This is a genomic window from Corallococcus praedator (genome assembly GCF_003612125.1).
GTDB classification, from domain to species: domain Bacteria; phylum Myxococcota; class Myxococcia; order Myxococcales; family Myxococcaceae; genus Corallococcus; species Corallococcus praedator.
This window is the reverse complement of record NZ_RAWI01000057.1, coordinates 13,860-33,588: the sequence shown is the minus strand read 5'-3', so window position 1 is coordinate 33,588 and position 19,729 is coordinate 13,860. Positions and strand designations below refer to the sequence as shown.

Sequence of the window (19,729 nt, the reverse complement as noted above, 5' to 3'; positions counted from 1 at the left end):
CAACGAGGCCGCCCTGCAGGAGCTGGCGAGGAGCGCCTTCACCTTCGTCCGCGCGGGGGACGCCCAGGCGTTGCGCCAACTGCTCGACGCCGGACTGCCCCTGGGACTGCGCAACGAGCGCGGAGATTCGCTGCTGATGCTGGCCAGCTACCTCGGCCATGAGGACGTCACCCGGCTGCTGCTGGAGCGCGGGGCGGATCCGGAGCGGACCAACGACGGAGGGCAGACGCCGCTCGCAGGGGCGGCCTTCAAGGGCCACCTCGCCATCGCCACGCTGCTGCTGGACCGGGGCGCGCGGGTGGATGGCGCGGGCCCGGATGGGCGCACGCCGCTGATGTTCGCGGCCATGTTCGACAAGCTGGAGATGGTGGAGCTGCTGCTCCAGCGCGGCGCGAACCCGAACCATCGGAGTGCGGACGGGAGCACGGTCCTGACCGCCGCCCGGTCCATGGGCGGCACGCGCGTGGCCGCCCGGCTGGAGGCCCTGGCCTCGGGACAGTCCTGAGCCAGCGCGGACCTGGAGGCGCCTTCAGGCTCCAAGCTCCTGGCTCGGAGCCTTACGCGTTCGTGTGACCCCAGGTGCGCTCCTCCCGCGTCCCCTGGCCCTCCGTGTCCAGCGGCGAGTCCTCCACCAGGGAGGTGACGCTGTCCACGATGTGCTCCGCGTCGATGCCGGCCGCGCTCAACAGCTCCGCCGGCTTGCCGGAGCCGGGCAGCTTCTTCACCGCGAGGCGCGCCACGGTGGGCAGTTGTTCGCGCTCGCCCGTGAAGGCCTCCAGCACCGCGTCCCCCAGGCCGCCCTCGGCCCAGTGGTCCTCGACCACCAGGAGCCGGCCCTGCGCCTCACGCGCGGCCTTGCGCAGCGTCTTCACGTCCACCGGCTTCACCGAATAGAGGTCGATGACGCGCACCAGGACGCCGTCCTCCTTCAGCAGTTCGTACGCCTTGAGCGCCTCGTGCAGCGTGATGCCGGCGGCCACCACCGTCACCACGTCCCGGTCGGACTGCCGCAGCACCTTGCACCCACCCAGGGGGAACTCCTCCGACGCGGGGTAGAGCACCGGCGTCTTCTCCCGCGTGCTGCGCAGGTAGGTGATGCCCTTGCACTCCACCAACTGGGCCATCAGCTTCGCGGTCTGGTTGGCGTCGCTCGGGTAGACCACGGTGCTGCCGGCCACCGCGCGCATCATCGCCAGGTCCTCCAGCGCCATCTGGGACGGCCCGTCCTCACCGATGGAGACGCCCGCGTGGCTGCCGCACAGGTGCACCGTGGCGTTGGAGATGGCCGCCATGCGGATCTGATCATACGCGCGCGACAGGAAGGCCGCGAAGGTGCTCACGAAGGCGCGCTTGTTCAGCACCGCCATGCCCACCGCGGTGGACACCATGTTCTGCTCGGCGATGTACATCTCGAAGTAGCGCTGGGGATGCGCCTTGTGGAACTCCTGCGAGTACGTGGAGTTGGAGACCTCCGCGTCCAGCGCCACCACGTCCGGGCGCGCGTTGCCCAGCGCCAGGAGCGCGTCGCCGTACGCCTTGCGCGTGGCCTCCTTCTGGCCGACTTCATACGTGGGCAGCTTCAGCGGCGCGACCGCGTCCTGACCGGAGGGCTTCAGCGCGTCCGGCTTCTTCACCTGGATGCGCACGTCGCGCTCGCCGCCCAGCTCCTGGATGGCCTCCTTCGCCTTGTCCTCGGGGAGCGGCTTGCCGTGCCAGCCCTCCTGGTTGGCGATGAGCGAGTAGCCGCGGCCCTTCTCCGTCTTGAAGACGAGGCAGGTGGGCTGGCCCTTCTTGCCCTGGGCTTCGGCGAACGCGCGGTCGATGGCGCCCAGGTCGTGCCCGTCCACGGCCAGCGCATGCCAGCCGAAGGCCCGGGCGCGGGCGAGGTACACCTCCGCGTTCCAGCCCAGCTCCGTCTGCGTGCTCTGCCCCAGCCGGTTCATGTCGATGAGCGCGCAGAGGTTGTCGAGCTGGTAGTGGCCGGCCTTGTCGAACGCCTCCCACACGGAGCCCTCCGCCGTCTCGCTGTCGCCCATCATCACGTAGGTGCGGAAGGGCAGCCGGTCCAACCGCGCGGCGAGCGCCATGCCGACGCCGATGGCCAGCCCCTGTCCCAGGGAGCCGGTGGCCACGTCCACGAGCGGCAGCACGTGCGGGTTGGGGTGGCCCTCCAGCCGGCTGCCGAACTGGCGCAGCGTCATCAGCTCCTTGTCATCGATGGCGCCCGCTGCCTTGAACGCGGAGTAGAGGACCGGGCAGGCGTGGCCCTTGGAGAGCACGAAGCGGTCGTTGTTGGGCGCCTTGGGCTGCTGGAAGTCGAAGCGCAGGTACTTCTGGAACAGCACCGCCAGGATGTCCGCGGCGGACATGGACGAGCTGGGATGACCCGAACCCGCCGCCGTGGTGCAGCGGATGCTGTCGATGCGCAGCTGCGCCGCGAGGTCCGCCAAGGTGTCCGCCATCGTCTCGCTCCGGGAAAAGGGGGCACACCGGTGCCCTCCGTACTGTGTTGACTGCACCGGTCCACGAGAAGCGGCCCACCCCGCTGGCCCCCGACCCAGGCAGAATCCGCGAGTGCCTGCCCCCCTGCTCGGACATGGGGGGCCGGACGTGGTCATTTTTAGCCAACGCCATCCGGGAGCCCTTCGCGCTCCCCCGGAGAGAACCCCATGAATCCGCTTCGACAGCTTGCCGAGTCTGGCCAATCCCTCTGGGTGGACAACCTCCAGCGCAGCTACATCACGAAGGGCACCCTGAAGAAGTTCATCGACGAGGACGGGCTCAAGGGCCTCACCTCCAACCCGACCATCTTCCAGAAGGCGGTGTCGGGCAGCGAGGACTACCAGGACCTCTTCGACGCGGCGAAGGGCAAGGGCCTGTCCGGCAACGACCTCTACGAGCAGCTCGCGGTGCGCGACGTCCAGGGCGCGGCGGACATCCTCGCCCCGGTCTACCAGGCGACGAAGGGCCAGGACGGCTACGCGTCGCTGGAGGTGTCGCCCCGGCTCGCGCTCGACACGAAGGGCACGCTGGAGGAGGCGCGGCGGCTGTGGAAGACGCTTTCGCGCCCCAACGTGATGATCAAGGTCCCGGGCACGCTGCCGGGGCTGCCGGCCTTCCAAGAGCTCACCTCCGAAGGCATCAACGTCAACGTCACGCTGCTCTTCAGCCAGGAGCGCTACAAGGCCATCGCGGAGGCCTACGTGTCCGGCCTGGAGAAGTTCGCCGCGTCGGGCGGAGACGTGTCGAGGGTCGCGAGCGTGGCGTCGTTCTTCATCAGCCGCATCGACGCCATCGTGGACAAGGAGATTGAAAAGAAGGTGAAGGCGGGCGCCACCGCCGAACAGCAGAAGGCGCTGGAGGGCCTGAGCGGCAAGGTGGCCATCGCGAACGCGAAGCTCGCCTACCGCACCTTCAAGCAGGTCTTCAGCGGGGCCCGGTGGGAGGCGCTCGCGAAGAAGGGCGCGAAGGTGCAGCGCGTGCTCTGGGCGAGCACCAGCACCAAGAGCCCCAAGCTGCGCGACGTGCTCTACGTGGAGGAGCTCATCGGCAAGGACACGGTGAACACCATGCCGCCCGCGACGATTGATGCGTTCCGCGACCACGGCAAGGTGCGCCCGAGCCTGGAGGAGGACCTCCCGGGCGCGGAGGCGACGATGCGCCAGTTGGAGGCCGCCGGCATCTCCATGAAGACCGTCACCGACCAGCTGGCCACCGACGGCATCCGCCTGTTCGAGGAATCCTTCGACCAGCTGCTGTCCGCGGTGGGCGAGAAGCTCGCGAAGACCTGACGCGGCGAAGGCACCGCCCGGGCGGCCGGAAACACTCGCACCCCCTCGGGGTGCTCCTTGAAAGACAATTCCCTGCACGCGACCTTCCGGACGCTTCACGCCGGAAGGAGAAGACAATGCATGTCAGGAATTGGAGCGCCCTGGGGTGGCTGGGGTTGGTGGTGGCCGGATGTGGGGTGGAGGACGCCCGTGGAGTGACGGCCCAGGCGTGCCCCGTAGGGGTGGCGTCACGGGTGAAGTCCATCAACTCCGCCCTGGCCAACCCCACCGATGTGCAGGGGACGTTCTACTTCACCACCGGCGCCCCCGGGGGCGGCACCATCCTGTGGCGCAGCGATGGCACGGATGCGGGCACCGTCCAGGTGAGGGTGTATCCAACGGGCATCTACGCGCCCGGAACCACCGCGGCGGTGGGCAACACGCTCTACTTCCAGCTCGCAGAGCTGGGCGTGGCGATGGAACAGCTCTGGTTGAGCGATGGGACGTCCAGTGGAACCCGGTTCCTCAGGTCCTTCCCGCGCGACGACAGCATCGGGCCCACCTCCTCGCTGTTCAGCCTCACCTCCATCAGCGGCCGGCTGGTCTTCTTCCACGTGCCGCCGGGAGGGCAGCCCGAGCTGTGGCGTTCGGATGGAACGAGCGCGGGCACGCAGCGGGTCGCGCAGCTTCCCGGGGTGCTCGGGCTGGACCTGGGCCAGACCCTGCACGTCGGCGATGCGCTGCTCTTCTTCCGTTCCCAGGGGGGAAGCACCACGCTGTGGCGCACCGACGGCACGAGCGCGGGCACACGCGCCCTCAAGCAGGTGGACGCGGGAGCAGTGCGCATCACGGAGGTGAGCCTGAGGGGAAACCCGGGCCTGTTCATCTTCCAGGACGGCCCGAACCACGAGGTCTGGAAGACGGATGGCACGGCGGGGGGGACCTTCCGGCTGGACGCGTTCGGCAGGCCCGTCCAGTTGCTTGGGACGCTGGGCTCCTCCGAGTACCTGGCGTCCGTGGAGCCGACGACGAGCCGGCTGCGCATCGACCGTCTGTCGTTGGGCGGCGGTGGCAAGACGCTCATCACCACCCTGCCCCCGAACCCGGCGGGCCTGCGGCCCGAGGTGCAGCGGACGACCGTCTCCGGAGTCAGCCTCTACTTCTCGGTGGCCCTGCGCGACGCGAATGGCCTGCGCCAGGAGGTCTCGCTGTGGACGAACAATGGAACCGCCGCGGGGACCCGCCAGCTCTCCCGCACGCTGGCCCTGGATGACTACAACCAATCCCCCGTGTTCGCCACGGGAGGGGGCGTCGTGCTGTTCCACCAGGCCATCAACACGGTCTCCATGCCCTGGTTCACCCGGGGCACCGTGGCGACGACCGGACAGCTGGCGGACGTCGTGGTCCTGGGGGGTTCGAATCCCAGACAAGAGCCGTTCGTCCGCTCGGGCAACCGCATCTTCTTCTCCGCCATCGAGGACACCGGCCTGGCCCAGCTCTGGTCCGCGCCGGTCAGCTTCACCTGCCCGCCGGGGTTGAGCGAATAACGCCCAGGAAGGCAGGCACCGGGGGCCGCTACCGCCCCCGGAGTTCCGACTCCAGCTCCACGCGGATGCGGTGCAGGGCCGCCGCGAGCCGGTCCTCGTCGTGCATCTGGACCCGGGCTTCCGCACCCACCAGGGTGCCCAGCTCGACGACCGCGGGCAGGACACGCAGGGGCTCCGTCGTCCTGACGCGCAGGCGGATGCCCCACGGGCTGTCGCTGGCCGTCAGCCGGTCTTCCGGCTTCAGGTAGGGACGCAGCCGCGAACCCAACTCGGGGGGCTGGAGTTCCGTGCCCCGGTAGGTCGCCTCCACGATGACGTGGCGACCGGTGAGCGGCGTCACGCGCATTTCGAAGAGGCGTTGCAGCCTGGAGCCGATGTGGTCCGCCTCCACCAGGACCTCGGTGCCCGCCACGCAGAAGGCACCGTTGAGACTGCGTGCGACCCGGGCCGCGTCCTCGGCGGAAGCGAAGTGGATCAGGAGCCGCTCGGGCCCAAGCCAGGCGTCCCGGTTGGCGAGGTGCAGCGGGAGCTGTTCCTTCCCGGAGGCCCGCACCAGCTCCGCCGCGACGACCGCGCCCTGCTTCCGCGCCAGCGCCTGCAATCGCTCCATCAACGCCGTCGTGTCCTCCTGGATGTACCTGAACGGCACGAGCCCGAACACCGCGCGCCCCTGACGGACGAAGGCCCCCAGCGACTCGGAGGCCAGGGCGGCTTCCAGTGCATCGAGGGCGTCCTCCGTGTTCGCGCCAAAGCCTGTCGCGAGAAAGAGCGGCTCGCTCCCGAAGAAATCCGACAGGACCGCGCGGCCTCCCCGCTTCCACAGCCACTGGCGCAGGGGCGCGAAGTCGTCCATCAGCGTCGAGTCCGTGTGGAACATCACGGTGCGGCCCACCGAGGCCATGAGCTCGGGGGGATACAGTTCGGGGTCCACCTGGATGCCTTCGGCCGCCAGCAAGGCCTTCCAGGACTCCGGATAGCCACGGTCGGACGGCGTGGGGGGCACGAGCGCATCGACGAAGTCAGAGGCTTCGCGGGTCGTCTCGAAGCGGCCCACGAGCACGCAGTCGCCGCTGTTGTTCCCGGAGAAGCCTCGCCAGACCCGGAGGCCGTCCGGCAGCGAAGCCTCGCGTGCGCCGCCCGCCCTCGCGCAGCCCTTCAGGGGTGACGCCGTGGCCAGCACATCCTGCCGCCGCGCCCAGCCCGCGAGCACGGCCTCCGCCGAGTCGATGGGCAGGCCCGGTCCCTGGAAGGAGCAGGCCTTGAGCTTGCGGTCGGACGTCAGGGTGACGAAGTCCAGGCCCGCGCCACAGTCGCCGCCGAACAACCGGGGCACCTCCACCAGCGCATCCCCGAAACAGACCGACAGCCGCGTGCGCACGGGACTGTCCGCGAGGCTGGCCGTGAGTCGCGCCTCATCCGCCGCGCGCAGTTGGAGCCGGGAGTCATTGCCCACGTAGCGCAGCACGGCGACATCCCGACACCCCAGCGAATGCAGCGTGCGCAGCATCCCTGGCAGCGCGTCCAGCCGCTCCGGCGTGGCGAGGACATTCACGCCAAAGGTCTGCCCCGAAAGGACCAGACGCCGCACGGTCTCTTCCCACGCGTTGTCGTCATAGAGCGACACGCGCACCTCACCCAGGTACGGGGACAGTCGCGCCAGGCGCTCCTCGCACAGGAGCGTGCCATTGGTGGTGACATGGATGGCCAGCGGCGTCTCCGTGGCGAGCCGCTGCACGAGCGTGTCGAAGCCCCGGAACGCCAGGGGCTCCCCGCCTCCGAAGGCCACCTCCAGCGTGCCCGCGCGGGCCAGCCCCGAGAGCACCTCGAACGCCGACTCCACCGTCCAGTCGCTCCGGGCCTGGAGGTCGCGGGAGCAGAAGCCGCATGTCAGGTTGCAGGCGTTGGTGATGCCGAACAGGACCAGCCGGGGGGCCTTGCGGCGCAGGTGGCGGGTCGCGGGAGCATCCACGCGCAGGTGCGTGCCCGTCTCGCGGTGAAACCAGAGCAGGGCGCCGTCGAGCGCGTGGGGACGCCAAGCAGGAGCAGACACCATCGGGGACCTCGGGGAAGGGAGCGGCACGCCGGCATCGGCCCCATCTGCGCTAGGATGCCTCACCGACCGACGGAGGCACCATGCCCTGCGAACAGCACGAAGCCTCCAACGACTCCTGCTTCGAATGCATCGCCGTCGATGTCGCGACCTTCGCGTTCGAGGTCCCCAACAAGAAGGTCGCGACCCTCCGCGCCAATCTCATCGGCCTGACCAAGCGGGTCGCGCGGGTGACGGCCAGCGAGCTTGATGAGGAGAGCCTCGCGCACCTCGAGCGGCTGATCGCGGAGGCGAACGGCGCCATCCGCAAGCACGCGGAGGCAGGGCCCAAGGATGTCCTCAGCCTGAAAGACGGCAACAGCGGCTTCGTCGTGCCACTGGATCCCGGACAGTTCACGCCGCTGACCCGGAGCGCCTACCGCCACTTTGTCGGACGGACCGGCTCCTGGCTCGGGCTCTCGGAGATCCAGGTGCTGGCGAAGCGGTTCTACGTGAGCTTCGAGGTCTATTTCGAATCGACCGGTGACTTCTACGACATCGAAGCGATGCAGAGCCGGGACTGCATCATCCGCGGCCACTGCCTCGTCTTCACCGGCAATCACTGGGAGGTGGGCGTCGTCGTGAACCGCGCCGTCACCGCTCGCATCGCCACGAACCCACTCGGCGATTGCTCGCTGGAGGCGTTCCTCACCCTGCTCGCCATCACCAACCCGGTGGTCCCCGCGCGCCTGGCGCGGCGCCTGTGGCACTGGGTCGATGAGTATCGCCTGCTGCGAAACACCCACTGTCTGGACGGTCAGTTCAACGACGCGGTACCGGCCGACAAGGCGGTCGTCGTCACGGACAAGATCCGTGACTTCCTGAGGCGGGGGATGGGGGAGCATGAGATCAACGACGCGCTGATGGCGGTGCCCGGGCTGCGACTGAAGAGCGGTCCGAGCCCGAGTTCGACGGCCCCGTCGAAGGGGGTCGTGAAGTCGACGTTGTCGAGCACGGGCGGCAGGTGGGGCGACTACGTCGCGCACGTCACCAAGTACTTCAAATTGACCCAGTCCCTTGTGTGTCAGACGACGGCCGACAATTCGTTCACGCTCGTCACCAACATCTCGCAGATCGACGCGGCCTCGCTGCTCAAGAAACACGGCGGCGACGTGGCCACCGTGCTCGGCCTGAGCAGCAAGCTTGGCGAGCGCGTCTATCGCCCCGCGAACCTCGAGGACGGCGCCAAGAAGTACCCGGCCGCGCGCCTCACGCACATCGGGTTCATGGTCGCGAAGATCGAGCGGACCGACTCGAAGACGGCCTACTTCATGTGCCTCATCGCCAACTTCGCGGTCGGGCGTATCACCGAGAAGCATCCGTACATGACGACCGGCGTGGCGCTTGCCCAGAAGGCGGCCGCCATCCCGAAGCTGGCGGAGTCGAAGTCCGCATCGGAGGCCGAGCTGTTCAGCGCCGCCGACATGCACACCGAGTGCTATTCGCTGTTCATGCTCGACCGGCTCATCCACGGCGTGATCGGCGCAAGCCTGGTGAAGTCCGTGGAGGTCGAGTTCATCCTGCAGCTCGACATGTGCCACCGCTGCCGGCAGGCGACGACCTACTTCCAGCAGAACCACTCCGCCTGCCAGGAGGTGACTCCGTCCTCGGCGCAGAGTGGAGATCAGATGGACGGAGAGATCGCGCAGGATGTGGCGGCCCTCCTCAAGAGGCCTCCCGTCATGAAGGCATGGGATCCGTTCGCGAGCTGAGGCGCGTCCAGAGCCTCAGCCCCCCACGCCAGGGTCCACATCCGGCGGCGTGTCATACCGGCCGCATGTGACTTCCGGCACATGGCCCGTCCGCCGTGCTTCGCATAGGGTCCGCGCCATGTCCCAGGGGTCCAGCGTGGCCAGCTCCACCACCAGCCATCACCTGCTGCTCGTGGCCGGGATGCTGACCTGGGCCGTGGTCGGCGTTCCGCACCTCGAGAGCCTCGCGCACGAGCCCGCGCGGTGGATGGCCCCGGACACGCTGCTGTGGTGCGCCGCGTTCCTCACCTTCGGCGGGGCCTTCTGGCGTCAGGCGCGTGAGGAAGGCCGGGGCCAGAGACCGCTGCTCGCCGTGCAGACGGGCGCGGCGCTGGTCTGCCTGGCCATGGGGGATACGGGGCTGGACGGCGCGCTGCTAGCCATCATCGCCGGGCAGGTCCCGGAGATCCTTCCCCAGCGCCGGGCCCTGGCGTGGGTGGGAGCCCAGGTGGGGCTCATGTTCGCCGTGTTCGCGGTGCAGCACCCGCCCGTCCGGGCGCTGGTGCAGACCCTCATCTACGCCGGCTTCCAGGGCTTCACGTTCGGCACGGCGCTGGTGATGGTCCGCGAGGCAGAGGCCCGCCGCGAGCTGGCCCGGGTCCATGCGGAGCTCCAGGCCACGCAGGTGCTGCTCGCCACCCGCGAGCGCGAGGGCGAGCGGCTGCGCATCGCGCGCGAGCTGCACGACTCCGTGGGGCACCACCTCACCGCGCTCAGCCTCAACCTGGAGGCCGCCGCGCACACCGCGAAGGACCCCGCCTCCACCGAACACCTGCGCCGCGCCCGCGAGGCCGCCCGCACGCTCCTGTCCGAGGTGCGGGGCACGGTGACGGCGCTGCGCGAAGCGCCCCTGCCCCTGCTGCCCTCGCTGCGCGCGCTCGCGGAGGGCGCCCCGGGGCTCGAAGTGCACCTGGAGGTCCCCGGTTCGCTCACCCTGGAGTCCTCCGAGGCGGCGCACTCGCTGTTCCGCTGCGTGCAGGAGGTGCTCACCAATACGCTGCGCCATGCCGGGGCCCGCAACCTGTGGATCGCCATCGTGCCCACGGAGGACGGCGGGGTGCGGGTGCACGCGCGGGATGATGGGCGCGGCACGGCGCGGGTGACTCCCGGTTCGGGACTCACCGGCATGCGGGAGCGGTTCACCCGGCTGGGCGGCCGCGTGGAGTGGCGCGCGGTGGCGGGACAGGGGCTGGAGCTGGAGGCGTGGCTGCCGGCGACGCCGGAGCCGGGGGTGGACGCGTGAACACCGTCCGCCTCGTGCTCGCGGATGATCACGCCCTGGTGCGCCAGGGGCTGCGCAGCCTGTTGGACCTCACGCCCGACCTGCGGGTGGTGGGCGAGGCCTCCGACGGCGAGGAGGCGCTGCGCAAGGTCGCGGAGTTAAATCCGGACGTGGTGCTGATGGACGTGCGCATGCCACGCATGACGGGGCTGGAGGCCTTGCGCGCGCTGCGCCGCACGGATCCGGACCGACGCGTGGTGCTGCTCACCACCTTCGACGAGGACACCGCCCTCATCGAGGCGCTCCGCGCGGGGGTGCAGGGCTTCCTCCTCAAGGACGTGTCGCTGGAGGAGCTGGCGGAGGCCATCCGGCGCGTCGCCTCCGGCCAGACGCTGCTGCCTCCCGGCATCGCGGAGCGCGTGGCGAGAGGCGTGGCGGAGCTGCCCCGCGACTTCCCCCACGCGGACCTGCCCGAGGGCCTCACCCGCCGCGAGGTGGAGGTGCTGCGCCTCATCGCGCGGGGGCTGAGCAACCGGGAGATCGCCGACGCGCTGGGGACCGCGGAGGGGACGGTGAAGAACCAGACCTCCAGCATCCTCTCCAAGCTGGGCGTGCGGGACCGCACCCGCGCCGTGCTCCGCGCGATGGAGCTTGGCTGCCTCTAGGGATGGCCCGGAGGCGCCGCCTGTCATCTTCGCGCCGCCGTCAGAAGCGCACGGCAAGCAGGGGAATGGCGGGGCGGGGCTGAAACCGTTGGGTGCGCACGCCGTCACGGCGGGCCTGGAGGTCGCGCAGTTCCTCTTCCAGCAGGGTCCGCTCCTGGATGAGCGCGTCGCGCCGGTCCTTCTTGGCGTGGGCTGCCCGCGAGCCACCGCTGAAGCCCCCGATGATGAGCCCCACGCCCACCGTGCCAGGCACCGCGAAGAACAGGCCCGCGACCATGAGCACGGCCCCTGTGTCTCCCGCCTCGTTCAAGCCAGCGCCAATGAAGGGAAGGCCGATGAGCAGCAGTGGGGCGAGGACGAAGCCGATGATGGTCATCACCTTGTAGCCAGTGGGGCGGCCCAGGCGGATGGAGTTGATCTCCCCCTGGAGCAGGCTCACCTGCTGCGACAGCTCCGCGATGCGCGCGTCCAGGCCCTCGTCCGTGCCCCGCTCCTGGGTTTCCCGGGCCTCGTCGTCCGGAAACGGCGCCGAGGGAAAGAGCTCCAGCTCCGAACCCGTGGGCGACTGCGCCACGAGCAGCCGCGCGGACAGGGGGCGTCCATCGAAGGACGGCGCGGGGGACACCAGGGACAGGGAAGAAGAGGTGGGCAACGAGGCCAGCAGGACGGCGGCGACCAGCGACAGCATGGCAGGCGATCCTTTCGCGAATGCGGCGGCAGGGCGAACCTAGCACCGGATGTCTCCGGCCCAGGGGCGTGCAGGGCATGGAGTGTCAGCAGGTGGGAATGACGCCCTCCGGCTCCGGTTGAAGCGGAAACCGGGCGCACGGTGCCGCCCTGCTCGCCCTCCATCTTCCGAGGGGACCTCCGATTGAAGCCCGATTCCGCCGCATGGTAGGACACGGGTGGCCGGCTCGCCTCGACGGAACATCATGGAACCCCCCGGAGCTGGACGGCCTCGTCGGCGATTGAAGCGGATCATCACGGGCGCCCTGCTCGCGCTTCTCGCGACCGTCGTGCTGCTCCTGGCCGCCGGAGTGGCCGCGCTGCACAACCTCGACCAGCCCTGGCTGAAGCAGCGCATCGTCTCCCAGGTGGAAGCCGCCAGTGGCCTGCGGGTGGACTACCAGGTCGCCCGCATCGCCGTGCTCTCGGGGTTGCACCTGGAAGGACTGGTGGTGCGGACCCCGTCGCCATTCGAGGGCGTCGCGCCGGAACTGCTGCGCGTCGGAACCCTGGAGGCGCACTGGTCGCTCCGTGCCCTGCTGAGCCGCACACCCCGCGTGGAGCGGGTGGTGGTGCGCGACGTGGCCTTCACCCAGGTGGCCGATGAGGCGGGCCCCACGTCCCTCGATGCCGTGACGGGGCCGGAAGCCCCGGAGCCGACGCCCATCGAAGCCCCCCTTGGAGCCTCCCGGCAGGCCGCGGCCTTCCTGGCCTCCACCCCGCCGTTCGGGACGATTGAACTGTCGGGCGTGTCGTTGGGTTACGTCCTCGTCCGGAACGGGGCCGTGGTCGACCGCTGGTCCCTGCGCGGGCTCGCGGCCGTGGTGGAAGCGAAACGCCTCGATGGGGAATGGAAGCTCTTCGCGGAGCTGGGCCAGCCTGGAAGCCCCCTGCCGCTCGTGCTGGGCCGTGAAGCTCCCACCACGCCCCCGGCCCAGGCCGAGCTGGAGCTGGCCCTCTCGGCGGAGGTGGCTGCCTCCACCGCGCGCGCACGCGTGGACCTCGACGTCGCACGGCAATCCTTCGATCCCCGGTTCACGGTCCACACGCTGCTGCACGGCGCGGTGTCCGCGAAGTTCGAGGGCGAGCAGCAGCACATCGTCGTCGACCTGGACCGCACCCGACTGACCGACAGCGCCGAAGTGCAGGCCCAGTTGGTGCTTCCGGATGCGGCGGACCTGTCGCCCGTCTTGAACCGGGCCCTGGCGGACGTGGATCTCGGGCGGCTGCTGCAAGCCATTCCCCAGGATCTGCGTCCTGTCGCCCTGGAGCGCGGCAAGGTGCACCTGGACGCCCAGGACGTCACACTCAGCGCCATGCCCCAACTGGGGACGAAGGGCAGGCTGGGGCTGGAGGTGGAGGTCGCGGCGCTCCAGCGCGTCCAGGACACCCTCCGGGCGTCACTCAGCGAAGGACGCATCACCCTGGCGGCAACCCCGGATCCCCAGCAGGGGCTCACCGCCCAGCTCGGCTTCGCGCTCCAGGGGCTGGACGTCCGGGGGCCCACCGCGCTCCGCATCCCCAAGGCCTCCGGCGAGCTGAAGGGGAATCAGTTGCGGCCAGACCCTGCATCGCCCCTCCAGGTCGCGGGGGACGTGACCCTGTCTGGGATGGTGGATGCATTGGACGTCCGAGCCTCCGGGCTCCGGGTGATGGCGGAGCGTCTGGGATTGCGTCTCCAGGCTCCGCTCGCGGGCAAGCCGCCCTTCACGCTGAAGGCAGACCTGCCCGTGGGGATGCTCCAGCTCGTCACGGCGGAGGGACGCGAGTTGCTGAAGGGCCCGGTGAACGTGAAGCTCCATGCGTCGGAGGTGTTCCCTCATCCGGAGGAGCCCCGACTCAGCCGCGCCCGCGCCCATCTGGACCTGGACATCGGCACGATGCACGCGTCGCTGGATGCCACCAAGGGAGCCGACGACGTCGCCTACACCCTGGACGTCCAGACCCCGGACCTCATCGCCGCACGGCCCTTCATCCCGGACGACGTTGCCGCGCATGTGCCCTGGAAGCAGTTGGGGGTGGCCCTGGCCTCCAAAGGCAGACTGACGGCCCTCTTCTCCAACTCGCCCCGCCTGGAGCATCGGACGGAGCTGCGCTTGCAGCGGCCGGGCTGGGACGATGTGACGGCGCGCGGCGCCACCTTCGTGCTGGACTCTCGCGGCGATGCCTGGCGGCACCAGGGCGAGCTGGACCTCCAGCTCGAAGGGCTGCGCATCGGTGAGAGCGACGCGGGCCCCCAGCATCAACGCCTCACGCTGGACATGGATCGCCGCAAGCCGTCGCTTCGACTGGGACTCACCAGCCAGGCAGGGCTGAAGGTGGAGGTGGACGCCGCGCTGGCCTTCGACCGCAAGGCCCGAGCGCTTCGCGTGGATGTGAAGGGCGACCTTCCACCCCTGGGTCCCCTGTCCCCCCTCCTGGTCCGGGCCCGGGTGCCCAAGGAGCTGGAGCCCTCGAAGCTGGCGCTCAAAGGCGAGGTGCACGGCACGCTGTTCGGCGTGTTCACGGGCTTCGCCGCGGACGGGACCCCGCGCCTGACCCCGGATCCGCTGCGCACCGCCGCCTTCGAGGGGACCGCGGTGGTGGACGGGCAGGGACTCCGCTGGAGACAGGATGGCCTGTCCATCAGCCTCCCCGAAGCGCACTGGCAGGCCGAGTCCCACGTCGACGGCTCACGTCGCGGCATCCACACCCGACTGACGGCGGAGAAGCTCTCCGTGAACCTGAACGACCGCCGACTGTCGTTCACCGGCGTGTCGAGCGACACCACCGTCGCCTTCACCGACAAGCTGGAAGCGGATGAGATGGAGGGCAAGCACCAGATCAAGGTCCGCACCCTGGAGCAGAAACCGGCGCTGCCCTACCCCCTCCCCATCCAGGACCTGGAGGCGTCGTTCACCGTCCGCCACAAACCCCACGGCGTCATCCACGTCCCCGACCTGAAGCTGATCAACCCGGGGACCGGGACCGAGCTCAACGTGCAGGGCCGGCTGGACCTCAGTGACGGCCGGCGCCGTCTGGCCTTCCGGGGGGCGCTGGAGCAGGACCTGTCCCGGCTCGCGCAGCCCGGCCGTATGGAGAGCAGCGGCAAGGTCTCCGTCGACTTCCGGGTGGCGTCGCCCGACCTCGTGAGCTTCCGGACCCTCTCCCACCTGCTCTTCCAGAACGTGAACCTGCGGATGCCTGAGTCCGGCGTCGCCATCGAAACGCTCGATGGCAGCGTGCCGCTGACGGAGAACGTGGCGTTCACCGAAGGCCAGATGCAGTTGCTGAACGACAGCGACGTCAATCCCTACTCAATGCTTCGCTTCGCCGACCAGCATCCCCTGCTCTCGCGCAGCAGCTTCGTGTCGGTGGGCCGCATCACCACGCCGATGCTCACCATCGCGCCCCTGGCCGGCAACCTGTCCATCCACCAGAACGTGGTGTCCATGAGCCAGTTGGAGATGGGCGTCCGGGGCGGGCGCATCACCGGCCAGTGCCTGCTGGACTGGAAGGGCAAGAACTCCACGCTGGAGGCCCACGTGCGGGCGACGGGCGTGAAGTCGTCCCGGGGCGAGCCCTTCGACGGCAATGCCGCCGTGGTCATCTCCGCACGGGAGCGCAGCGTCAACGGGCGCGCGGAGATCCTGCGCATCGGCAACCGCCACCTGCTCGACCTGCTCGACCTGGAGGATCCGCGCCACGTGGATCCCGCCACCAACCGCATCCGCTACGCATTGGGACTGGGCTACCCGGAGCACGTGCGGCTGAGCTTCAACCACGGCTTCGGCAGCCTGCGCATCACCATGGGCGGTCTGGCCCAGTTGATCAGCATCGATGAGATTCGTGGCATCCCCATGGGCCCGCTCGTCGACCGGATGCTCCTGTCCCTGACTCCTCCAGAGGCCACGCCATGAAACACCGTGGGTTGCTGCTCCTTGCCACCCTGGCCGCCCCCGGCTGCATCCGCGCCCCGGAGATCGTCATGGTCGACCGCGCGACGGCGCTCGAGGAACAGGCCTCGGGTTCGTTCAAGGACGTGGAGCAACGGCTGGCCCGCGCGGGCATGAGCCCCACGCCGGTGCCGCTCACGCCCAACCAACTGGAGGACCTGGGCATCCAGCCCACGCCGCTCGTGGAGAACATCGGCAAGACGCAGGCGGACCGCGTCGACGACCTGCTGCGGCGCCACTGCGTGGGCGAGGGCCGGGAGGGGCTCCTGGTGGTCACCCGGCGCCAGTGTCAGGCCGGGCGCCTGTCCTCCGACGACGTCGCGCTGGTGGACCGGGTGAACCGCGGCCGGATGCAGTTGTGGCAGTGGATGCGGACCGTGCGCCCGAAGGTGAGCGAAGCAGCGCTGCGCCAGAGCTGGCAGCAGGCGCACGCGGAAGGGGTGGTCTGCGGCGGCTGGGTGGAAGCGGGTGACGGCACCTGGGGAGAGAAGAAGTGCTGACACCCGGCGGCCGGTGGTTCGTGGCCCTGGCCGTACTCCTCGCGAGCACGGCCCTCGCACAGGATGACGAACTCGACGGGGGCATGCGCACGCTCTCGCGGCTCACCGTGGGCGTGGGGGACCAGTTCCTGGGGCAGTTGGGGCCGGACGGGAACACGCTGCTCTTCGTGTCCAACCGCAACATCGCGACCGAGCTCTACGTCCAGGACCTGGAGCAGGGCCGCGAGCGCCGCCTCTTCGACGAAGGCGCGGATGTGACGTGGCCGCGCATCAGCCCCGACGGCAAGCGCCTGCTCTACATCTCGTTCCGGACCCAGGCCAGCGGTCAATTGTGCGTGAGGGACCTGCCGGCCGCCGAGGAGCGCCACTGCCTGGAGGAGGAGACCAGCGCGCTGCAGGCGGAGTGGATCGACGCCTCGCACATCGCGTTGGTGAGCCGCGCGACCATCCAGGGAGACCTGCGTCTGTCGCGGGTCGCGGTGGAGCGCGAGTGGAGCGTGAGCCCGCTGCTCGAGCGCAACCTGACCAGCCCCACCGTCTCTCCCGATGGACGCTGGCTGGTGTACGTCCCCATCGAGCGCTCCGTGCAGCAGGTGGGCCCGGGCTTCGCCGCGCGCGCCGCGTCCCACCTGGAGGCCCTGCGCCTGGACCGCCCTGGAGCGGTCCCCATCCCGCTGGCGCTCGACCTTCCGGGGCAGACCGGACAGCCCGTGTTCGCACGCGATGGGCGCTCGCTGTACGTGGTGCAGTTCTTCACCGACTCCAACGCGGACGGGGTGATTGACGCCAGCGACAGCGGGGTGCTGTTCCGCGTGCCCTTCGAGTCCGAACGCGAGGACGCGCCCGAGCGGGCCGCCGCCTCCAGCCCGGACCAGCTCACCAGCGAGGCCTGGAGCTGCGAGTACCCGTCGCCCGCGGCCGCGTCCCTCGTCGCGACCTGTTCGCGCGACCAGTCGCTGGATGTGTATCAACTGCCGCTGGACGGACTGGTCCCCAGCGACTGGGACGTGCCCCGCCTCAATGAAGAGCTGGGGATGGTGGGCCGGCGCGCGGACCAGCTCCTGCTCTACCGTCAGCGCCTGCTGCGCGAAGCACGGCCCAAGCCGCGCCGGCTGCTGATGATGCGCCTGAGCCAGCTCCACCTGGCGTTCGAGGACTTCGACGCGGCGGCCTTCTACGCCCGCCACATGTCATCGGTGGAAGACCCCGCCACCCAGGGCCTGTCGGAGCCGCTGCGGATCCTCATCGAACACCGGCGGGCCCAGAAGGAGCGCGAGCGCGGCCGCATGATGGACGAGCTGAGCGAGGCCGAGCAGCAACGCCTGGACGCGTTGGACCCCGCGCATGCGCCCAGCCCGCCCTCCGCCGTCTTCCAGCACGTGGTGCGCAGCGAGCTGGCGGAGGCTTCGGGTGACTTCACCCGGGCGCGCCAGGAATTGGAGGCGGCGCAGGTGACGGACACCACGCCGCGCGCGGTGCTGGAGGCGTGGTTCGAGCGGGCGGACGCGCTGTACCGGACGCTCGACGACCGGGAGGCCCTGCTCGACGCCGGCCGCCGGCTGTCCACGAACAAGGTCTTCAAAGAGGACGACCAGCTCGACTTCGCCCGCGCCGCCGTCCGCGCCATGTACCGGGGACGCCCCTACGCGGAAGCGGATGCCGCGATGGCCCAGGCATTGGAGACGGCACCCGCCGGCTCCGCGTATGCCTTTGCGCTGGAGCTGGGCCGGCACGTCAATGCGTTGCACGAAGAGCGTCCGCCCCGCCCCGTCCGGGATGCGCTGCTGGCGTTCTACCATCAGCAGCAGGACCCGCTCCGCCGCCGCGCGCTGGTGCAGGACGCCGTCGAACGCGCGGCGGGGCTCGGCGCGGACGGGGTGCTGGAGGCCCTGGCCACGGCCTACGTCGAGGACGCGCCGTCCGGCACCCAGGAGGGCCGCCGGGCCGAGCGCCTGTTCCGCCGCGCGATGATGGGCCGCGCCTACCGCCGGCTGGGCCGTCAGCGCACGGACGAGGCCCGCGCCGACTTTGATCTCGTGACGAAGCGAACGGGCTCACTGGAGAGCGCCGTCGAATCCATGAGCCTGCGCCTGCGAGCCGGCATCAGCCCGGAGGTGGTGAAGAAGGAGGTCTTCACCACGTCCACGAAGTGGCGCGTTCCGCTCACGCACTTCGTGAAGGCCTATCTCACGGCGCGCCAGTTGCCCAAGCTGGAGGACGGTGCCCACGCGCAGGCGGTGGCGGCGGCCGTGAAGGAGCTGCGCACGTCCTGGCCGGAGCTCAAGAACCAGTACGCGGCGCGGGCCCTGTATGGCGCCATCCAGCACGAGGACTTCCTGCGCGGCCGCGACCCCGCCGCCGCCGAGCGCGCCAACCGGCACTACCTGGTCGCCCTGGACCTGGTGCGCAACAACATCCGCTACAAGGCGATGATCCTCGGCGCGCTGGGGACGTTGCACACGCAGGTGGGCAACTACCACATCGCCCTGGGCTACCTGGACCAGCGGGACGCGTATCCCTACGTGGAGAACGGTGCGGGGCTCGCGGTGTCGCTGGCCCGCGCCCGGGCGCTCCTGCACGTCGGCCGGGAGGCGGAGGCCGCGCAGGCGGCGGACCGGGCCCTGGCCATGGTGGATGCCACGCCAAAGCAGGCCCGGTTCGCCACGCTCGCCCTGGATCGCGCGGCGCTCTACAACCTCGCTGCGGGCCGGTTCGAACGGGCGCTGGAGCTCTATGGCCGCGAGCTGCCCGCCGTGGAAGCCAGTCCCCGCGACGCGGAGGGGCTGCGCAACCGGCTGGTGGTGCGCCTGTCCCGCAGCGCCGCCGCGCTGGGCGCGGGTCAACCCCAGCAGGCCTTGGACGACCTGGATCAGGTGGAGCGGGACCTGGCGCTCCCCGCCGTGCAGGCCACGCTGGGTCAGGCGCGGACCACGCCCCGGCAGGCCCAGCGCGCCTACCGCATCATCGCCGCGGGCCTGCGCGCCAACGCGGCGACCCGGCTCGGGCACCGGGATGACGCGGCCCGCGCGCTCGAACAGCGGCGCGCGCTGTTCCTGGAGCAGTTCGACGAAACGGACCGCGACGAAGACATCCGCGCGGTGACGCTGGCGGAGCTGCGGCTGGCGGAGAACGCCGTGGACCGGCAGGACCCATCGCTCGCGGCCCGCTGGCTGGGCAAGGCGCTGGAGCATGCCGACGCCCTGGTGGAGCGCACCCACGCGCCCGTCGATGCCGGTCAGTTGGATGTGCTCTGGTTCGCGGCACAACTGCATGCGCAGGGGAACACGCGGATGCCCTTCGACGTGCCCCAGCGCCTGGGTCAGGCGCGCCGCACCCTCCTCCAGCAGCGCGACCCCGTCTGGCGCCCCTATCTGGAATGGTTCGACGTTTACTTCGCGCTCGGAACAACGGAGCACGCCCCACTGCTTGCCCCACAAGGAGCCCCCGGGCCTTGAACATCGACTTCTGGACAAAACAGGAGAGAGTCGTTTAGTTCCCTCTACGGGAAAAATTGTTTCCCGTCT

General features: G+C 70.1%; 12 protein-coding genes. 9 read left to right on the top strand and 3 right to left on the bottom strand.

Features of this window, described 5'->3' with window-relative positions:
* A partial coding sequence (locus D7Y13_RS10470) for an ankyrin repeat domain-containing protein (RefSeq protein ID WP_244222337.1) occupies positions 1 to 505 on the top strand: 505 nt, incomplete at its 5' end.
* A gap of 52 nt (positions 506 to 557) precedes the next feature.
* On the opposite strand, the gene D7Y13_RS10465 is transcribed toward D7Y13_RS10470, so the two are convergent.
* Complete coding sequence (locus D7Y13_RS10465; RefSeq protein ID WP_120583717.1) at positions 558 to 2,462, bottom strand: transketolase; 1,905 nt, start codon at positions 2,460 to 2,462, stop codon at positions 558 to 560.
* A 207-nt stretch (positions 2,463 to 2,669) separates the two neighbouring features.
* On the opposite strand from D7Y13_RS10465, the gene tal reads away from it, so the two are divergent.
* Both tal and D7Y13_RS10455 read left to right on the top strand, forming a co-directional pair.
* Positions 2,670 to 3,791 carry a transaldolase gene (gene tal / locus D7Y13_RS10460; RefSeq protein ID WP_120533331.1) on the top strand — a complete coding sequence of 374 codons (1,122 nt, stop codon included), beginning with the start codon at positions 2,670 to 2,672 and terminating at the stop codon, positions 3,789 to 3,791.
* 116 nt (positions 3,792 to 3,907) lie between these two features.
* Positions 3,908 to 5,317, top strand: coding sequence for a hypothetical protein (locus D7Y13_RS10455; RefSeq protein WP_120583716.1), 1,410 nt, complete (start codon positions 3,908 to 3,910; stop codon positions 5,315 to 5,317).
* A 28-nt stretch (positions 5,318 to 5,345) separates the two neighbouring features.
* Here the strand turns inward: D7Y13_RS10455 and D7Y13_RS10450 are convergent, their stop codons facing one another.
* On the bottom strand, positions 5,346 to 7,370 hold the full coding sequence (locus D7Y13_RS10450) for a radical SAM protein (RefSeq protein ID WP_120583715.1): 2,025 nt from the start codon (positions 7,368 to 7,370) through the stop codon (positions 5,346 to 5,348).
* 80 nt (positions 7,371 to 7,450) lie between these two features.
* Here D7Y13_RS10450 and D7Y13_RS10445 point away from each other — a divergent pair, with 80 nt between their 5' ends.
* The 3 genes from D7Y13_RS10445 to D7Y13_RS10435 all read left to right on the top strand — a co-directional run bounded on the left by D7Y13_RS10445 (position 7,451) and on the right by D7Y13_RS10435 (position 11,044).
* A complete protein-coding gene (locus D7Y13_RS10445) occupies positions 7,451 to 9,118 on the top strand; it encodes an OTU domain-containing protein (protein WP_120583714.1) in 1,668 nt (555 codons plus the stop codon).
* A 118-nt stretch (positions 9,119 to 9,236) separates the two neighbouring features.
* Positions 9,237 to 10,400, top strand: a complete 1,164-nt coding sequence (locus D7Y13_RS10440; protein ID WP_120583713.1) for a sensor histidine kinase — start codon at positions 9,237 to 9,239, stop codon at positions 10,398 to 10,400.
* The gene (locus D7Y13_RS10435; protein ID WP_120533333.1) at positions 10,397 to 11,044 is read left to right on the top strand and encodes a response regulator; all 648 of its coding nucleotides are present in this window, start codon (positions 10,397 to 10,399) and stop codon (positions 11,042 to 11,044) included. Before D7Y13_RS10440 ends, D7Y13_RS10435 begins: the two co-directional genes overlap by 4 nt.
* A gap of 40 nt (positions 11,045 to 11,084) precedes the next feature.
* Here the strand turns inward: D7Y13_RS10435 and D7Y13_RS10430 are convergent, their stop codons facing one another.
* Entirely contained in the window at positions 11,085 to 11,732 is a 648-nt protein-coding gene (locus D7Y13_RS10430) for a hypothetical protein (RefSeq protein ID WP_120583712.1), read from the bottom strand.
* Positions 11,733 to 11,976: 244 nt separating this feature from the next.
* On the opposite strand from D7Y13_RS10430, the gene D7Y13_RS10425 reads away from it, so the two are divergent.
* Genes D7Y13_RS10425 through D7Y13_RS10415 form a run of 3 tightly spaced genes read left to right on the top strand, consistent with a single transcriptional unit; the run spans position 11,977 to position 19,660 of the window.
* On the top strand, positions 11,977 to 15,669 hold the full coding sequence (locus tag D7Y13_RS10425) for a hypothetical protein (protein WP_120583719.1): 3,693 nt from the start codon (positions 11,977 to 11,979) through the stop codon (positions 15,667 to 15,669).
* On the top strand, positions 15,666 to 16,205 hold the full coding sequence (locus tag D7Y13_RS10420; RefSeq protein WP_120533323.1) for a DUF1318 domain-containing protein: 540 nt from the start codon (positions 15,666 to 15,668) through the stop codon (positions 16,203 to 16,205). The genes D7Y13_RS10425 and D7Y13_RS10420 overlap by 4 nt, the downstream gene beginning before the upstream one ends.
* Positions 16,199 to 19,660 (top strand): TolB-like translocation protein, encoded by a 3,462-nt coding sequence (locus D7Y13_RS10415; protein ID WP_120583711.1) that lies wholly within the window; start codon positions 16,199 to 16,201, stop codon positions 19,658 to 19,660. The genes D7Y13_RS10420 and D7Y13_RS10415 overlap by 7 nt, the downstream gene beginning before the upstream one ends.
* Positions 19,661 to 19,729: the final 69 nt, after the last annotated feature.